The 16168-nt window shown below is 55.9% G+C and carries 16 protein-coding genes; 5 read left to right on the top strand and 11 right to left on the bottom strand.

Annotation, left to right across the window (positions count from 1 at the left end; translation table 11 throughout):
* Positions 1-155 precede the first annotated feature (155 nt).
* Together AOY23_RS14235 and AOY23_RS14230 are read left to right on the top strand one after the other, a co-directional pair.
* Complete coding sequence (locus AOY23_RS14235; protein ID WP_054179591.1) at positions 156-335, top strand: YfgG family protein; 180 nt, start codon at positions 156-158, stop codon at positions 333-335.
* A 76-nt stretch (positions 336-411) separates the two neighbouring features.
* Complete coding sequence (locus AOY23_RS14230; protein ID WP_054179431.1) at positions 412-765, top strand: VOC family protein; 354 nt, start codon at positions 412-414, stop codon at positions 763-765.
* 56 nt (positions 766-821) lie between these two features.
* Here the strand turns inward: AOY23_RS14230 and guaA are convergent, their stop codons facing one another.
* Positions 822-2399 (bottom strand): glutamine-hydrolyzing GMP synthase, encoded by a 1578-nt coding sequence (gene guaA / locus AOY23_RS14225; RefSeq protein ID WP_054179590.1) that lies wholly within the window; start codon positions 2397-2399, stop codon positions 822-824.
* 71 nt (positions 2400-2470) lie between these two features.
* A complete protein-coding gene (gene guaB / locus AOY23_RS14220; RefSeq protein ID WP_054179430.1) occupies positions 2471-3937 on the bottom strand; it encodes an IMP dehydrogenase in 1467 nt (488 codons plus the stop codon).
* Between the two features lie 160 nt (positions 3938-4097).
* Between guaB and xseA the strand changes: the two genes are divergently transcribed.
* The 3 genes from xseA to AOY23_RS14205 all read left to right on the top strand — a co-directional run bounded on the left by xseA (position 4098) and on the right by AOY23_RS14205 (position 6912).
* Entirely contained in the window at positions 4098-5471 is a 1374-nt protein-coding gene (gene xseA, locus AOY23_RS14215; protein WP_054179429.1) for an exodeoxyribonuclease VII large subunit, read from the top strand.
* A 64-nt stretch (positions 5472-5535) separates the two neighbouring features.
* Positions 5536-6561, top strand: a complete 1026-nt coding sequence (locus AOY23_RS14210; RefSeq protein ID WP_054179428.1) for a M4 family metallopeptidase — start codon at positions 5536-5538, stop codon at positions 6559-6561.
* Positions 6562-6912, top strand: a complete 351-nt coding sequence (locus AOY23_RS14205) for a protealysin inhibitor emfourin (protein ID WP_054179427.1) — start codon at positions 6562-6564, stop codon at positions 6910-6912.
* Here AOY23_RS14205 and AOY23_RS14200 read toward each other — a convergent pair.
* The 9 genes from AOY23_RS14200 to ndk all read right to left on the bottom strand — a co-directional run bounded on the left by AOY23_RS14200 (position 6909) and on the right by ndk (position 16091).
* Complete coding sequence (locus tag AOY23_RS14200; RefSeq protein ID WP_054179426.1) at positions 6909-7130, bottom strand: zinc ribbon domain-containing protein; 222 nt, start codon at positions 7128-7130, stop codon at positions 6909-6911. The two genes, AOY23_RS14205 and AOY23_RS14200, sit on opposite strands and share 4 nt — an antisense overlap.
* A gap of 64 nt (positions 7131-7194) precedes the next feature.
* Complete coding sequence (der, locus tag AOY23_RS14195) at positions 7195-8673, bottom strand: ribosome biogenesis GTPase Der (protein ID WP_054179425.1); 1479 nt, start codon at positions 8671-8673, stop codon at positions 7195-7197.
* 83 nt (positions 8674-8756) lie between these two features.
* Positions 8757-9935 (bottom strand): outer membrane protein assembly factor BamB, encoded by a 1179-nt coding sequence (gene bamB, locus AOY23_RS14190; RefSeq protein ID WP_054179424.1) that lies wholly within the window; start codon positions 9933-9935, stop codon positions 8757-8759.
* Between the two features lie 10 nt (positions 9936-9945).
* Positions 9946-10566, bottom strand: a complete 621-nt coding sequence (locus AOY23_RS14185) for a YfgM family protein (RefSeq protein WP_054179423.1) — start codon at positions 10564-10566, stop codon at positions 9946-9948.
* A 34-nt stretch (positions 10567-10600) separates the two neighbouring features.
* Entirely contained in the window at positions 10601-11875 is a 1275-nt protein-coding gene (gene hisS / locus AOY23_RS14180; protein ID WP_054179422.1) for a histidine--tRNA ligase, read from the bottom strand.
* Between the two features lie 96 nt (positions 11876-11971).
* Positions 11972-13093 (bottom strand): flavodoxin-dependent (E)-4-hydroxy-3-methylbut-2-enyl-diphosphate synthase, encoded by a 1122-nt coding sequence (gene ispG, locus AOY23_RS14175; RefSeq protein ID WP_054179421.1) that lies wholly within the window; start codon positions 13091-13093, stop codon positions 11972-11974.
* Between the two features lie 26 nt (positions 13094-13119).
* Complete coding sequence (rodZ, locus tag AOY23_RS14170; RefSeq protein WP_054179420.1) at positions 13120-14127, bottom strand: cytoskeleton protein RodZ; 1008 nt, start codon at positions 14125-14127, stop codon at positions 13120-13122.
* A gap of 228 nt (positions 14128-14355) precedes the next feature.
* On the bottom strand, positions 14356-15522 hold the full coding sequence (rlmN, locus tag AOY23_RS14165; protein ID WP_054179419.1) for a dual-specificity RNA methyltransferase RlmN: 1167 nt from the start codon (positions 15520-15522) through the stop codon (positions 14356-14358).
* A 137-nt stretch (positions 15523-15659) separates the two neighbouring features.
* The gene (gene ndk / locus AOY23_RS14160) at positions 15660-16091 is read right to left on the bottom strand and encodes a nucleoside-diphosphate kinase (protein ID WP_054179418.1); all 432 of its coding nucleotides are present in this window, start codon (positions 16089-16091) and stop codon (positions 15660-15662) included.
* Positions 16092-16168 lie beyond the last annotated feature (77 nt).

The following is a 16168-nucleotide window of genomic DNA, read 5'->3' as shown; positions in this document are numbered from 1 at the left end:
CATTTTTATTTTATATAATATTGATTAATGTTTGAGCTGACGCAATTTTACACTTCCCTCGATTGACCCTCGCGCCACGCTGTGCCTTAATATATTCACCGCCCAAATTGTGGGTATATCTGAAGGAACCCTTTGTGAGCAGCCAGGTCACCAGTATGCGAAAACGACATCGATTTAACGGTCGAATGACGCGGATCGTACTCCTTATCAGTTTCCTCTTCTTTTTTGGCCGCTTCGTCTACTCCTCCATCGGCGCCTGGTATCATCATCAGGACAAAAAAGAAGCGCAGCAAACCAGCCTGACTACCGAAGCCCCAGCCCAGCAACAGCGCTAATTGCCGCCCCTTTGTTACCGATGCACTAAAATCTCTGATACCCCCGTTTTCATCATCCTCGACTAAAGGAAAGAAGATGGCTGTATTACGCATCGTCGCCAATCTCGCTACTGCGGATCCTCAGATTGCGCGGTCGTTCTATGAACGATTGCTGGGAATGGATATGGTTATGGATCATGGCTGGATCCTGACGTTTGCCAGCGACGCAAAGGCTCGGACGCAAGTCAGCGTGGCCTGTGAAGGCGGTTCGGGAACCCCGGTTCCTGAAATATCCGTCGAAGTCGATAACGTGGATGAACTCTACGAACGCGCGCAGGCCGAAGGCTTTGATATTGTGTATCCCATCACTAACGAACCCTGGAATGTGCGTCGCTTCTTTGTGCGCGATCCGTTGGGTAAGGTGGTGAACATTCTGTCGCACCTGGCCTGAAAGTAATAAAGCCCGCGATAACGCGAGCTTTGTATTTCAGGCAACTAATAGCGGGTTTATTCCCACTCAATCGTCGCTGGCGGCTTGCCGCTGATATCATAAACGACACGTGAAATACCATTCACTTCGTTGATGATTCGGTTGGACACGCGGCCGAGGAAATCGTACGGCAGGTGTGCCCAGTGGGCGGTCATGAAGTCGATGGTTTCAACTGCGCGCAGCGAGACGACCCAGTCGTATTTACGGCCATCGCCCATCACGCCAACGGAACGGACTGGCAGGAAGACGGTGAACGCCTGGCTGACTTTGTCGTACAAATCCGCTTTACGCAGTTCTTCGATGAAGATGGCGTCCGCGCGACGCAGCAGGTCGCAGAACTCTTTCTTCACTTCGCCCAGCACGCGAACGCCGAGGCCTGGTCCCGGGAACGGGTGACGATACAGCATGTCGTACGGCAGACCCAGCTCCAGACCGATTTTACGCACTTCGTCTTTGAACAGCTCTTTCAGCGGTTCGACAAGGCCCATCTTCATCTCTTTCGGCAGGCCGCCAACGTTGTGGTGAGATTTGATCACGTGCGCTTTGCCGGTGGCAGACGCGGCGGATTCAATCACGTCAGGGTAGATAGTGCCCTGCGCCAGCCATTTCACGTCTTCCAGTCTGAAGGCTTCTTCATCGAAGACTTCAACAAAGACGCGGCCGATAGTTTTACGTTTCGCTTCCGGATCATCAATGCCCGCCAGCGCGCTCAGGAAACGCTCTTCCGCCGGAACGTGAACGATGTTGAGACCAAAACGATCGCCAAACATGTCCATCACCTGCTCGGCTTCGTTCAGACGCAGCAGACCGTTATCAACGAAAACACAGGTCAGGTTTTTACCGATGGCGCGATGCAGCAGCATGGCGGTCACGGAGGAGTCCACGCCACCAGACAGGCCGAGGATCACTTTATCGTCACCCACCTGCTGACGAATGCGTTCTACCGCGTCGTCGATGATTTTTGCTGGCGTCCACAGCGCTTCACACTGGCAGATATCGCGAACAAAACGCTCCAGCATGCGCAGCCCCTGACGGGTGTGGGTCACTTCCGGGTGGAACTGTACGCCGTAGAAGCGTTTTTCTTCGTTAGCCATAATGGCGAACGGGCAGGTTTCGGTGCTGGCAACAGTCACGAAATCAGACGGGATGGCGGTGACTTTATCGCCGTGGCTCATCCATACATCCAGCAGCGGTCGGCCTTCGGCGGTCAGTGAGTCTTCGATGCCGTGGATAAACGCACTGTCGGTTTTTACTTCAACCTGCGCGTAACCAAATTCACGCTCGTTAGAGGCTTCAACATGGCCGCCCAGTTGCATTGCCATGGTCTGCATGCCGTAGCACACGCCGAGAACCGGAACGCCTGCGTTGAATACGTATTCCGGTGCGCGCGGGCTGTTGTGTTCGGTGGTGCTTTCCGGGCCGCCGGAAAGAATGATGCCGCTGGGGTTGAAGTCGCGGATTTGCGCTTCGGTGACATCCCATGCCCACAGTTCGCAGTAAACGCCTAATTCGCGTACGCGGCGGGCAACCAGCTGAGTGTATTGAGAGCCAAAGTCGAGGATAAGAATGCGATGTTTATGAATATTGTCGGTCATTGACGGTTGTTCCGGGCAAATGGCAATGAGTGAAAGTAAGCGCCCGGTGAAAGCACCGGGCGCAGAAATCATTAAGAACCGAGGCGGTAGTTCGGGGATTCCTTGGTGATGGTCACGTCGTGAACGTGGCTTTCCTGGATACCCGCTCCGCTGATGCGTACAAATTCCGCTTTGGTACGCAGCGCGTCGATAGTACCACAACCGGTCAGCCCCATACAGGAGCGCAGACCGCCCATCTGCTGGTGAATAATCTCTTTCAGGCGACCTTTGTAGGCCACGCGACCTTCGATGCCTTCCGGGACCAGTTTGTCAGCCGCGTTGTCGGTCTGGAAATAACGGTCGGAAGAGCCTTTGGACATCGCGCCGAGTGACCCCATCCCGCGGTAGGATTTGTAAGAGCGGCCCTGATACAGTTCGATCTCACCCGGGGATTCTTCCGTACCCGCCAGCATGGAGCCGACCATCACGGCTGCGGCGCCTGCGGCAATCGCTTTGGCGATGTCGCCGGAGAAACGGATACCACCGTCGGCGATAACCGGAATGCCGGTGCCTTCCAGCGCTTCAACCGCGTCAGAAACGGCGGTGATCTGCGGAACGCCCACGCCGGTAACGATGCGGGTAGTACAGATGGAGCCCGGGCCGATACCGACTTTCACGGCGCTCACACCCGCTTCAGCCAGCGCACGTGCGCCAGCGCCGGTGGCAACGTTGCCGCCGATGATTTGCAGATCAGGGTATTTCGCGCGGGTTTCGCGGATGCGTTGCAGAACGCCTTCGGAGTGACCGTGTGAAGAGTCGATGAGCAGCACGTCAACGCCTGCCGCCACCAGCGCGTCAACACGCTCTTCGTTACCGGCACCAGCACCGACCGCCGCGCCAACGCGCAGACGACCATGCTCGTCTTTACAGGCGTTAGGTTTACGTTCTGCTTTCTGGAAATCTTTTACGGTGATCATGCCGAGCAGGTGGAAGTTATCATCAACCACCAGCGCTTTTTCGATGCGGCGCTCATGCATTTTCGCCAGTACCACTTCGCGGGTCTCGCCTTCACGCACCGTCACCAGACGCTCTTTCGGCGTCATGTAGACGCTGACAGGCTGTGTCAGGTCGGTCACGAAACGCACGTCACGGCCAGTGATGATACCGACCAGTTCGTTATCTTCGGTGACAACCGGATAGCCTGCGAAGCCGTTAATCTCGGTCAGCTCTTTCACTTCACGTAGTGTGGTGGTTGGCAGAACCGTTTGCGGATCGGTCACGATGCCGGATTCATGTTTTTTCACGCGGCGAACTTCTTCCGCCTGGCGTTCGATGGACATGTTTTTGTGGATAAAGCCGATGCCGCCTTCCTGCGCCAGCGCGATAGCCAGGCGCGCTTCCGTGACGGTATCCATCGCGGCAGAAAGCATAGGGATGTTCAGACGAATCGTCTTCGTCAACTGCGTGCTGAGGTCGGCAGTATTCGGCAAAACGGTGGAGTGAGCGGGAACGAGGAGGACGTCGTCAAACGTCAGTGCTTCTTTGGCGATACGTAGCATGGGCAATATCTCTACCTGGGTGATATTAAATATTGCCGTGGCATTATACAGAGCGTAACCGATTGCATCCACACTTTTTTGCAAATAAAGCTTGCGCTCCCCTGTCAGCGGGTTACTATCGACTGAATAACCTGCTGATTTAGAATTTGATCTCGCTCACATGTTACCCTCTCAATCCCCCTCCATTTATACCGTCAGCCGCCTGAATCAGTCGGTGAGAATGCTGCTGGAAAAAGAGATGGGGCAAGTGTGGATCAGCGGCGAAATCTCCAATTTTACCCAGCCCGCCTCCGGTCACTGGTATTTCACGCTAAAAGATGACAACGCCCAGGTGCGCTGTGCGATGTTCCGCAACAGCAACCGCCGGGTGACGTTTCGCCCTCAACATGGTCAGCAGGTGCTGGTGCGCGCGAATATTACGCTGTACGAGCCCCGCGGCGATTACCAAATCATTGTTGAGAGCATGCAGCCCGCCGGGGAAGGTTTGCTTCAGCAGAAATATGAACAGTTGAAAGCGGCGCTCAGTGCCGAAGGGCTGTTCGATCAGCAGTTCAAAAAAGCGCTGCCCTCACCCGCTCACTGCGTCGGGGTGATCACCTCCAGAACCGGTGCGGCGTTGCATGATATTTTGCACGTCCTCCAGCGCCGCGATCCGTCGCTGCCGGTCATCATCTACCCGACCGCGGTGCAGGGAGACGACGCGCCTGCGCAAATCGTTCGCGCGATTGAACTGGCGAATCGCCGTCAGGAGTGCGATGTGCTGATTGTCGGGCGCGGGGGCGGTTCGCTGGAAGATTTGTGGAGCTTCAACGACGAACGCGTCGCGCGCGCCATTTTCGCCAGCCTGATCCCGGTCGTCAGCGCCGTCGGCCATGAAACCGATGTCACCATTGCGGATTTTGTCGCTGACCTGCGCGCGCCCACGCCGTCCGCCGCCGCAGAGATCGTCAGCCGTAATCAGCAGGAACTGCTGCGCCAGATCCAGTCCGGCCAGCAACGGCTGGAAATGGCGATGGACTACTATCTGGCCCATCGTCATCGTCGTTTCACCCAACTGCACCATCGCCTGCAACAGCAGCATCCGCAGTTGCGTCTCGCACGCCAGCAGACAGTGCTGGATCGCATGCGTCAGCGCATGAATTTCGCTCTGGAAACGCAGTTGAAACGCGCCAGTCAACAGCAACAGCGCATGCTGCAACGGCTGAACCAGCAGGATCCGCAGCCGCGCATTTTCCGTGCGCAGGCGCGCGTCCGGCAACTGGAATACCGGCTGGCGGAAAACATCCGCGCTCGCCTCAGCACCACACGCGAACGCTTTGGTAATGCGGTCACACATCTGGAAGCGGTCAGCCCGCTCTCCACGCTGGCGCGCGGCTACAGCGTGACCACTGCGCCGGATGGCAAAGCCATCAAGCAGACGAAACAAGTCAAAGCCGGCGATCAACTGACTACCCGCGTGTCCGATGGCTGGGTGAAAAGCGAAGTCACCACGGTTGAAGCAGCACCAAAACCGCGTCAGCGGAAGAAAGCGTAAAACTCGCTTACACTGAACACTGTTTCTTTTTTATTTCGGCATTGCCAGAACGAAGGAGAGCAGCATGAAAGCGACCCATCATTACAGCGTTATTCCCCCCTACATTCTGCGCCGTATTATCGATCATGGTTCCGCGCCGCAACAGCAGTGCGCACGTCAGACCCTGACGCACGTCCAGACGTTAATGGCGCATATGCCGGGAAAACCTGCCGCGCCACACGTCAGCAAGGCGGGTCAACTTGAGCGCGATATTTACGATGCCAAAAACACCCAGGATCTGCCCGGCACACCGGTGCGCAGCGAAGGGCATCCGTCTAATGGCGATGTTGCCGTTGATGAGGCGTACAATTACCTCGGCATCACCCACGAATTTTTCTGGCAACAGTACAAGCGCGATTCACTCGACAACAAAGGGCTCATTCTGACCGGTACCGTCCATTACGGGCGTGAATACCAGAACGCATTCTGGAACGGGCAACAGATGGTCTTTGGCGATGGTGACGGCGAGATTTTCAACCGCTTCACCATCGCGATTGATGTGGTGGCGCATGAACTCAGTCATGGCGTGACGGAAACCGAAGCCGGACTGATCTATTTCGAGCAATCCGGCGCACTGAACGAATCGCTGTCCGACGTGTTCGGTTCGCTGGTGAAGCAGTATCATCTTAAACAGCGTGCCGACGAGGCTGACTGGATCATCGGTGAAGGGCTGCTGGCGAAAGGCATCAACGGCAAAGGGTTGCGCTCCATGTCGGCGCCGGGCACCGCCTATGATGACCCGCTGTTGGGTAAAGATCCGCAGCCTGCTCATATGAAAGACTTTGTGAAAACCCGCGAAGATAACGGCGGCGTGCATCTTAATTCCGGTATTCCTAATCGGGCATTTTACCTGGCAGCTACCGCGCTGGGCGGTTATGCATGGGAAAAAGCGGGATACGCCTGGTACGACACCGTCTGCGATCTCGCCCTCGCCCAGGATGCCGATTTCATCGATTTCGCGAAGCTGACCATCAGCCACGGCGAGAAGCGCTCCGGGAAGGAAACAGCCGACGCCATCGAACAGGCGTGGAAAACCGTGGGGGTGATGTAAATGCAGATACCGGATCTGACCGATGATGCGGTCATAGAACTGGCGCGTGAAGGCGGCGTGGCGTTTATTCCCCGGCTCAGCGGTCAGCGCCGGATCACCCTCGCCTCACTGGCGCCTGCTCAGCGCCAGCGGGTAATTGATATTCTTCAGCAGTCGGTGCCGCGCGGCATGCCACCGGGGCAGCCGGAATCACCGGGGCGTGGCGATCAGCGTTATTTCCGTATTCAGATCATCTGGACGCAGCATAATCAGGCGCAATACGCCGATATTATTATTCTGGTTCCGGAACAGGAGGCCCCGCCGTCGCTGGTGGACCTCTGGCAAAAAGGGGAAGATTGCGTGTGCGATTAAGCGCTCAACGGCACGAATTCAACGCGTTTTTTTGAAATGAGACCGTGACCGTTCTGGCAGAAGTAATCCACCGCGCCGCAGGCTTTCAGCACGTCCAGTGGTTTGTGGCATTCCGGGCAGCGCGCTTCGAGCGGGATGTCTTTATCGCAGGTGGCACAGTGCGCCGCGCCGTTGTTCAGCTCAAGCGGGTTGTGGCAGGTCGGGCAGTTGAGTTCCATCGTTACTCCTCACTTTTCCCTGGACACCAGCCCTCTCCTGACGGAGAAGGCTGGCAGGGTGTGGTTACTTACTTTTCTTGATGTGCTTAATCAGACGCTTACGCTTACGCATCTGATTCGGGGTCAGCGTGTTGCGCTTGTTGGCAAACGGGTTATCCCCTTCCTTGAACTGAATGCGGATAGGCGTGCCCATCACGTCCAGCGATTTACGGAAATAGTTCATCAGATAGCGCTTGTAGGAATCCGGCAGATCTTTGACCTGGTTGCCGTGGATCACCACAATCGGCGGGTTATAGCCCCCCGCGTGCGCGTATTTCAGCTTCACGCGACGACCACGCACCAGCGGCGGCTGGTGATCGTCTGCCGCCATGTTCATGATGCGGGTCAGCATGGCGGTGCTGACGCGACGCGTGGAGCTGTCATAGGCTTCACGCACTGACTCAAACAGGTTACCCACACCACTGCCGTGCAGAGCGGAGATAAAGTGCACGCGGGCGAAATCAATAAAGCCCAGACGGAAATCAAGCGTCTCTTTGACCTGCTCTTTCACTTCCAGGCTCAGACCGTCCCACTTGTTAACCACAATCACCAGTGAGCGCCCACTATTGAGGATAAAGCCCAGCAGCGAGAGATCCTGATCAGAGATGCCTTCACGGGCGTCAATCACCAGCATCACCACGTTGGCGTCTTCGATTGCCTGTAACGTTTTAATCACCGAGAATTTTTCTACGGCATCAGTGATTTTGCCACGCTTGCGCACCCCGGCGGTGTCGATAAGCACATATTCGCGCTCATCGCGCTCCATCGGGATATAGATGCTGTCGCGGGTGGTGCCCGGCATGTCGAAAACCACCACACGTTCTTCACCAAGAATGCGGTTAGTCAGTGTTGACTTACCGACGTTCGGACGGCCCACAATCGCCAGCTTAATCGGCAGATCCTGCGGGTTAAAATCATCTTCCGGCTCTTCTGCTTCTTCGCCGTTTTGTTCTGCTTCGAACTGCGCCCAGTAAGCGGCGTCTTCGTCGACTTCTTCCGCAGACTCGACATCTTCCATCCACGGCAGCAGGACGTGCTCCAGCAGGCTGGCGACGCCACGACCATGAGACGCGGCAATCGGGTGGATTTCGCCAAGCCCCAGCGACCAGAAATCCGCAACGGCCTGATCCGGGTCGATACCGTCGGTTTTATTCGCCACGAGGAAGGTGGGTTTTTCGCGGGAACGCAGGTGTTTGGCAATCGCTTCGTCCGCAGGCATCAGGCCCGCGCGGGCATCGACCATAAACAGCACCACATCAGCTTCTTCAATCGCCAGCAGCGACTGTTCCGCCATACGGGTTTCCACGCCCTCTTCGTTGCCATCAATACCGCCGGTATCGATACAGATAAACTCACGGCCTTCCACTTCAGCACGACCGTATTTACGGTCACGAGTCAGACCCGGAAAATCCGCAACCAGCGCGTCACGAGTACGCGTCAGGCGGTTAAAAAGCGTGGATTTTCCTACGTTAGGGCGCCCGACAAGCGCGACCACAGGTACCATGTTAAATGCCTCTTCAATTCTAAAAACAGTAAAACGGCCCCTGACTGAACAGGAGCCGTTTATTACATCTCACTACGACTGACTTAACGCGTAATTGCGTACAGCGTGCCGTCTTTCGCCTGGATTAACAGTTTGCCGTCTGCCACAACAGGATCGGTCAGGAAGCCGGAGCTGTCGACCTTCTGTTGCGCCACAAAGCGGCCATCCTGCGGGTTGATCCAGTGCATATAGCCTTCGCTGTCGCCGACGACCAGGCTGCCATTATACAGCACTGGCGCGGTCAGCAGACGGTGCAGCAGATCGCTCTGCGTCCACAGCGTCACGCCGCCATCAGTGGTCAGCGCCAGCAGGCGGTCGTTCTGATCGACCATATAGATACGGTCGCCATCAACGATAAAATCATTGACCGAGCCCAGCTCACGTTTCCACATGATCTGACCGCTGCGCAGATCCAGCGCAGTCAGGTTGCCGTTATAGGCCAGCGTATAAACCACGCCTTCAACCACAACCGGGGTGGTGTCGACGTCGCTCAGGCGATCGATTTCGGTCGCGCCAGTGGCCTGGGAAATACGTTGTTGCCAGATGATCTGGCCCTGCTGCATCAGCACAGCGCTGACGCGGCCGTTATCACCGCCCACAATGGCGGCGCCGTACGCGGTCGCAGGCGCAGATTCACCACGCAGAGACAGGGACGGCATATCAAGGTTCACGGTCCATTTCACCGCACCGTCGCTTTCGTTCAGCGCCTGCAGCTGGCCGTTGCTGGTGTGTACCAGCACCATGCCATCGCTGACGACCGGACGAGAAAGCGCTTCACCCGCGACTACCGTTTCCCATGCTACGGTGCCATCGCCGGTATTCAGGGCATACACTTTCGCTTTTTCACTGCCGACATACACATGGCCGCCGGAAACGGTCAGACCACCGGAGAGCAGTGCTGGCGCATGCGAGAACCAGCCATCTTTTTCTGCCAGGTTCACCGACCAGACTTCACGACCATCATCCATATTCACCGCTTTCGCGGTGCCTTTGCGATCAGCGGCATAGACCACGTTGTCCGCATAGGTCGGATGGAGGTTGGAGTAATATTCGCCAATCCCGCTGCCGACTGACGTGTCCCAGGCAGTGGACGGAGTAAACTGGTTTTCAACCGTTGGCAGCGGAGACATTTTGACAACGTCTTCTTCGCTGTTAAATAACGAGCAACCACTCAGCAGAGTCACTGAAAGCAGTCCTGGCAAAAGTAATTTACGCAATTGCATCGCGTCCCTCTCAGATGGACAAATTATTTATTTTCATGCGCATCATTTCGCTAAGCGCGGGTGAAGCATCGCTCTTAACGCCCGCTTCCCACGCGGTACGCGCGCCTTGCTTATCGCCTTTGCTCAGCAGAATTTCACCGCGCAGATCCGCGACGATAGCCGTCCAGCCTTCGCCTTTGATGCCATCAAGGGTTTTCAGCGCAGCATCCGGCTGTTTCAGCTGAAGCTGAAGACGAGCAAGACGCATGTTGATAACCGATTTAAGGTTATCATCACTGGCGGCAGCCAGACCCTGCTGCAACTGTTTTTCTGCTTTATCGAGCTGGTTTGCATCGACATACTGTTGCGCCAGCTCCAGAGAAGCAAACGCGCCGTAAGTATTTTTCGTTTCAGCCGCAAATTTTTCCGCTGACGCGATAGCTTCCGGCTTGCCGGAATTCAGCGAAGAGACCGCATTTTCATAGGCCAGCGATGCGCCTCTGGCCGTTTCGATCTGATGGGAGGTCCAGTAGCGCCAGCCGACCAGCGCGCCTACCCCGAGTATCACCCCAACCGCCAGTGCCTTACCGTTCTCCGCAAAGAACCGTTTAAGTGCATCGACCTGGTCGTTTTCGTTATTGTAAATTTCCACGCAGTCCTTCTCCTGAATGATATTTCCCGGGAGATTAGCCCAGTAGTGTGCGCAAATACGCCGCAACGCTATCCTGCGCGACAGTCGTTTGCTCACCTGAGCGTAAATCTTTCACCACAACGTTGCGTTCCGCCATCTCAGATTCACCCAGCACCAGCGCGACGCGAGCGCCCCACTTGTCTGCACGGGCAAACTGCTTCTTGAAGTTACCGCCACCGTGGTTAGTCATCAGTTTAACGCCTTTGTTCGCATCGCGGATCTGCTCTGCCAGACGCATAGCGGCTGACTGAGTATTTTCTCCGGAGGCGATCAGGTATATATCGACAACAGGATCGGCTTTAAATTCCGGATTAACGGCCTGAACCAGTAAAACTAATCGCTCAAGCCCCATCGCAAAACCGACGCCTGGGGTGGCGCGCCCGCCTAACTGCTCAACCAGACCATCATAACGCCCACCGGCGCAAACGGTGCCCTGGGAACCCAGGCTATTGGTGACCCACTCAAAAACCGTACGATTGTAGTAATCCAGGCCGCGCACCAGACGCTGATTCACGGTATAGGCAATACCGGCATCGTCGAGGAATTTACACAGCCCGGCAAAGTGTTCTTTCGATTCGTCGTCCAGGTAATCGCCCAGCGCAGGCGCGTCGTTCAGCAGCGCCTGAACGTCAGGGCTTTTTGAATCCAGTACACGCAGCGGGTTGCTGTACATGCGGCGTTTGCTGTCTTCATCAAGCTTATCGGTGTGCTGCTCCAGAAACGCGACCAGCGCGTCACGGTAGTTCGCGCGGGCTTCCAGTGAGCCGATGGAGTTCAGCTCCAGGCTGACATCATTGGAGATCCCCAGCGCGCGCCACCAGCGTGCGGTCAGCATAATCAGTTCGGCGTCGATATCCGGACCCTGCAGGCCAAACACTTCGCAACCGATCTGATGGAACTGGCGATAGCGCCCTTTCTGCGGACGCTCGTGGCGGAACATCGGCCCGATGTACCACAAACGTTGTTCCTGATTGTACAGAAGACCATGTTCGATGCCGGCGCGTACACAGCCCGCAGTACCTTCCGGGCGTAGCGTCAGGCTGTCGCCGTTACGATCTTCGAAGGTATACATCTCTTTTTCGACGACGTCGGTGACTTCACCGATCGCGCGTTTGAATAACGGGGTCTGCTCTACAATCGGCAAACGGATTTCACTGTAACCGTAGCTGCCGAGCACCTCTTTCAGTGTGCCTTCAATGCGCTGCCAGATGGCGGTTTCGCCCGGCAGGTAATCGTTCATGCCGCGAATGGCTTGAATGTTCTTTGCCACGTTTATTCTCTTTCTATATACAAAAATGAACCCTTAGCGCTGTTGCGCCCGCGGGTTCAATCATACACGGGAAGCGCGTCGCTTCCCATCACGTTATTATTTTACGTCGACCTGCTGGACGTCGATGCGTTGGGCTTCGTCGAGCATGCTGGCTTTCGCACGGATCCGCGCTTCAAGCTGCGCAATCATGTCGTCGTTGTCCAGACGATCTTTACGCACGCCGTCTTCGTACAGACCGCTTTTACGGTTGCCGCCGGTAACGCCGAGTGTGGACACCAGTGCTTCGCCAGGGCCGTTCACCACGCAACCGATAATCGACACGTCCATCGGCGTGATGATGTCTTCCAGACGCTGTTCGAGCGCGTTAACCGTACCAATCACGTCAAACTCCTGACGCGAGCAGGTCGGGCAGGCGATGAAGTTGATACCGCGCGCACGAATACGCAGCGATTTCAGAATGTCGAAGCCGACTTTGATCTCTTCAACCGGATCGGCCGCCAGCGACACACGCAGGGTATCGCCGATCCCTTCGGAGAGCAGCAAACCGAGGCCGATCGCTGATTTCACCGCGCCGCTGCGAGCGCCGCCCGCTTCGGTGATCCCAAGATGCAGCGGTTGGTCGATTTGCTTCGCCAGCAGGCGATAAGATTCCACCGCCAGGAACACGTCAGAAGCTTTCACGCTGACTTTGAATTGATCGAAATTGAGACGATCGAGGTGATCAACGTGGCGCATGGCGGATTCGAGCAGCGCCTGCGGCGTTGGCTCACCGTATTTTTCCTGGAGATCTTTTTCCAGCGAACCGGCGTTAACGCCGATACGGATTGGGATGTTTTTATCACGCGCGCAATCCACCACCTGACGGATGCGCTCTTCGTTACCAATGTTGCCCGGGTTGATGCGCAGGCAGTCAACGCCGTACTCGGCGACTTTCAGCGCAATGCGGTAATCGAAGTGGATATCAGCCACCAGCGGAACATTGACCTGCTGTTTGATGAGTCGGAAGGCTTCTGCGGCATCCATGGTCGGAACAGAGACGCGGACGATGTCCGCGCCAACGCGCTCCAGCGCTTTGATTTGATTGACCGTCGCTTCGACATCCGTCGTACGCGTGTTGGTCATTGACTGCACGGCGATGGGGGCTCCATCGCCGATCGGCACGTTACCAACGTAAATGCGTGTGGACTTCCTACGTTGAATTGGAGCCTGGTTATGCATGAAAAATCTCCCGCATTGCCCGTCTGTTACTGTGCCATTGATTGTTCGGCATTGAGGGTCAAACGCGCAACCTGGTTAGTTCTGATAAAGCGACTGAGATCGACAGGTTTTCCCTGATACTGGATCTGTACCGCTGCCGGAGCGCCAATTTTAAGCTTATAAGGCGCCTGCCCGGTTAAGTTAAGCGTGCCATCTTTGCGTTGCAGGCCGCTGAACAGTTTTTTGCCCGTTGCGTCAGAGACTTCCAGCCAGCAATCGGCATTGAAATTCATCACAATGGCGCCAGTACCTGCGGTCGGCGCGGCAGTATCCGCCGGACTGGTCGGCAATGGCGCGCCGTCCGTGGCAGCCGGTGCGGTAGTGTTGGCTGTGCTGTCGACGTTGGCCTGTGATGGCGGCACCACCGCATTCGCCTGGGCGTTATCCGCCGGAGCAGTCGTGGTCGGCGCCGGGGTTGCCGGAGCGGAGGTCGTCGGGGCTGGCTGCTCAACAGGCGTATTCTGCGCGGTCGCGTCCGGCGTTTGCGCAGCACTGGTATCCAGCGGAATACTCTGCTGCGAACTGGTGTCGGCAGCGTTCAGCTCAGCGGAGGACTGATCGGCCATGCTGGAGATCTCTTCCTGCTGCGCTTTGTGGTTTTGCCACCACCAGGCGCCCGTCAGGCCAATCACCACAAACAGCACCAGCCAGGTAAAGCTCATCAGCCAGCCGTCACGTCTTTTGCGGCGCTTACCTATCGTCATGCCTTGCATCGGCGCGACTTTCGTCATTCGGACTGGCGTCTCTTTGATCGGAAGCAGTTCTTCTTCCGGGATATGCACCAGTCGGGCATAAGAACGGATGTACCCACGCAGGAATGTTGAAGCCAGATCGGCAGGAGCCTTATCGTCTTCAAGATCGCGAACCGTGGAAACCTTCAGACACAAGCGTTCCGCGACGGCTTGTTGACTGAGTCCGAGTTGTTCACGGGCGTTGCGCAGACGTGTACCCGTGGTTTGTGCTTCATGTTGGTCGTGAGTGGCTTCAGTATTCATTCGCTACAACTGCTGGTACGTGAAATTTAAGAGTCAGGTGCCGGTAAACCCGCACCGCGAAATATCTACCCGATTACTAAACAAGCCTAAGCTGTTGTTGAACCGCTACATACTGCCTCAATCCCGACGGAAACGCACCGTAATTATTAATGCTAATGATGCAATTTACCTCATCCGTCACCTTAACGAATACCGCGCGCCTCATCCTGAAACACGCGGCTCAGGATCTCAGACGGCTTTCACCGCAATAGGTTCACCTTGCATGCGTTTTCGCAGCGTGCGTTTGGTACGATCAATCACGTCTCCGGCCAGCTGACCGCAGGCGGCATCAATGTCATCGCCGCGCGTTTTACGTACGATGGTGGTAAAACCATATTCCATCAATACTTTCGAGAAACGGTCGATGCGGCTGTTGGAGCTGCGGCCATACGGTGCGCCGGGGAACGGGTTCCACGGGATCAGATTGATCTTGCACGGCGTGTCTTTCAGCAGTTCCGCCAGTTGATGCGCATGCTCGGTGCCGTCATTCACGTGGTCGAGCATCACATACTCGATGGTCACGCGGCCCTGATTGGCGTTGGATTTCTCCAGATAACGACGCACGGCGGCCAGGAACGTTTCAATATTATACTTTCTGTTGATCGGGACGATTTCGTCACGGATCTCGTCGTTCGGCGCATGCAGGGAGATTGCCAGCGCGACGTCAATCATGTCGCCGAGTTTGTCCAGCGCCGGAACCACGCCAGAGGTGGACAGCGTGACGCGGCGTTTGGACAAGCCAAAGCCGAAATCGTCGAGCATGATTTCCATTGCCGGTACGACGTTCGTCAGGTTAAGCAGCGGTTCGCCCATCCCCATCATTACCACGTTGGTAATCGGACGTGTCCCCGTCACTTTGGCGGCGCCGATGATTTTCGCCGCACGCCATACCTGACCAATAATTTCAGAAACGCGCAGGTTACGGTTAAAGCCCTGCTGTGCCGTAGAGCAGAATTTACACTCCAGCGCACAACCAACCTGTGAAGAAACGCACAGGGTGGCGCGATCGTCTTCAGGAATATAAACCGTTTCAACGCGTTGATCGCCCACGGCGATGGCCCATTTGATGGTGCCATCAGAGGAGCGCTGTTCTTCGACGACGTCCGGGGCGCGAATTTCCGCGACCTCTTTCAGTTTGCCGCGCAGCACTTTGTTGATGTCAGTCATTTCATCAAAGTTATCGCAGCAATAATGGTAAATCCATTTCATCACCTGATCGGCGCGGAAAGGTTTTTCACCTAAATTTTTGAAAAACTCACGCATTTCCTGACGGTTTAAATCCAGCAGGTTAATTTTGGCGTCCTGGGAAGGCACCGTCAGAGCGGCAGAATCAGGCGTGACAATTTGTTCAGACATAATGTATTCCGGCCTCGTTATTACACGTTATGGCCCCTGGAGGGTTAAAAAGAAACGCCCCGCAAAATTCGGGGCGCTGTATTGTACAAATTATGGCGCATGAATGCCACGTCTGCACGCGGCAATCATGAAAAACATTAGCGAGTGCGCGGGCACACTTCGCCTTCGCCAAAGAAGAAGGCGATTTCGCGCGCGGCAGATTCAACAGAATCAGAACCGTGGGTGCCGTTTTCGGTGAAGCTGTCAGCGTAGTCCGCGCGCAGGGTACCAGCCAGGGCATTCGCCGGGTTGGTGGCGCCCATCAGGTCACGGTGACGCTGTACCGCGTTTTCGCTTTCCAGCACGGAAACCACGATCGGGCCGGAGGTCATGAACTCAACCAGGCCGTCGAAGAACGGCTTGCCGTCGTGCTCAGCGTAGAAACCGCGAGCCTGCTCAACGCTCAGGTGCAGCATTTTGGTGCCGACGATTTTAAAGCCCGCTGCTTCAAAGCGAGAGAAGATATTACCAATTACGTTTTTTGCTACCGCGTTTGGTTTGATGATGGAAAAAGTACGTTCAATAGCCATTGATAACCTCTGGTGATGTTCTGTTGTTTTACGCATGACGCGGTATAAATCTGGCGCGAATTATAAAGAGCAAAAAT

Origin of the sequence: Trabulsiella odontotermitis (genome assembly GCF_001297775.1) — a bacterium.
Classification (GTDB): Bacteria; Pseudomonadota; Gammaproteobacteria; order Enterobacterales; family Enterobacteriaceae; genus Trabulsiella; species Trabulsiella odontotermitis.
Note: the sequence above shows the minus strand (reverse complement) of the source record. Positions and strands in the feature narration are given on the sequence as shown.

Bases quoted from the DNA above. Each gene is read 5' to 3' on its own strand.
- AOY23_RS14235 (WP_054179591.1), top strand. From the start codon at position 156: ATGCGAAAACGACATCGATTTAACGGTCGAATGACGCGGATCGTACTC.
- AOY23_RS14230 (WP_054179431.1), top strand. From the start codon at position 412: ATGGCTGTATTACGCATCGTCGCCAATCTCGCTACTGCGGATCCTCAG.
- guaA (WP_054179590.1), bottom strand. From the start codon at position 2,399: ATGACCGACAATATTCATAAACATCGCATTCTTATCCTCGACTTTGGC.
- guaB (WP_054179430.1), bottom strand. From the start codon at position 3,937: ATGCTACGTATCGCCAAAGAAGCACTGACGTTTGACGACGTCCTCCTC.
- xseA (WP_054179429.1), top strand. From the start codon at position 4,098: ATGTTACCCTCTCAATCCCCCTCCATTTATACCGTCAGCCGCCTGAAT.
- AOY23_RS14210 (WP_054179428.1), top strand. From the start codon at position 5,536: ATGAAAGCGACCCATCATTACAGCGTTATTCCCCCCTACATTCTGCGC.
- AOY23_RS14205 (WP_054179427.1), top strand. From the start codon at position 6,562: ATGCAGATACCGGATCTGACCGATGATGCGGTCATAGAACTGGCGCGT.
- AOY23_RS14200 (WP_054179426.1), bottom strand. From the start codon at position 7,130: ATGGAACTCAACTGCCCGACCTGCCACAACCCGCTTGAGCTGAACAAC.
- der (WP_054179425.1), bottom strand. From the start codon at position 8,673: ATGGTACCTGTGGTCGCGCTTGTCGGGCGCCCTAACGTAGGAAAATCC.
- bamB (WP_054179424.1), bottom strand. From the start codon at position 9,935: ATGCAATTGCGTAAATTACTTTTGCCAGGACTGCTTTCAGTGACTCTG.
- ispG (WP_054179421.1), bottom strand. From the start codon at position 13,093: ATGCATAACCAGGCTCCAATTCAACGTAGGAAGTCCACACGCATTTAC.
- rodZ (WP_054179420.1), bottom strand. From the start codon at position 14,127: ATGAATACTGAAGCCACTCACGACCAACATGAAGCACAAACCACGGGT.
- rlmN (WP_054179419.1), bottom strand. From the start codon at position 15,522: ATGTCTGAACAAATTGTCACGCCTGATTCTGCCGCTCTGACGGTGCCT.
- ndk (WP_054179418.1), bottom strand. From the start codon at position 16,091: ATGGCTATTGAACGTACTTTTTCCATCATCAAACCAAACGCGGTAGCA.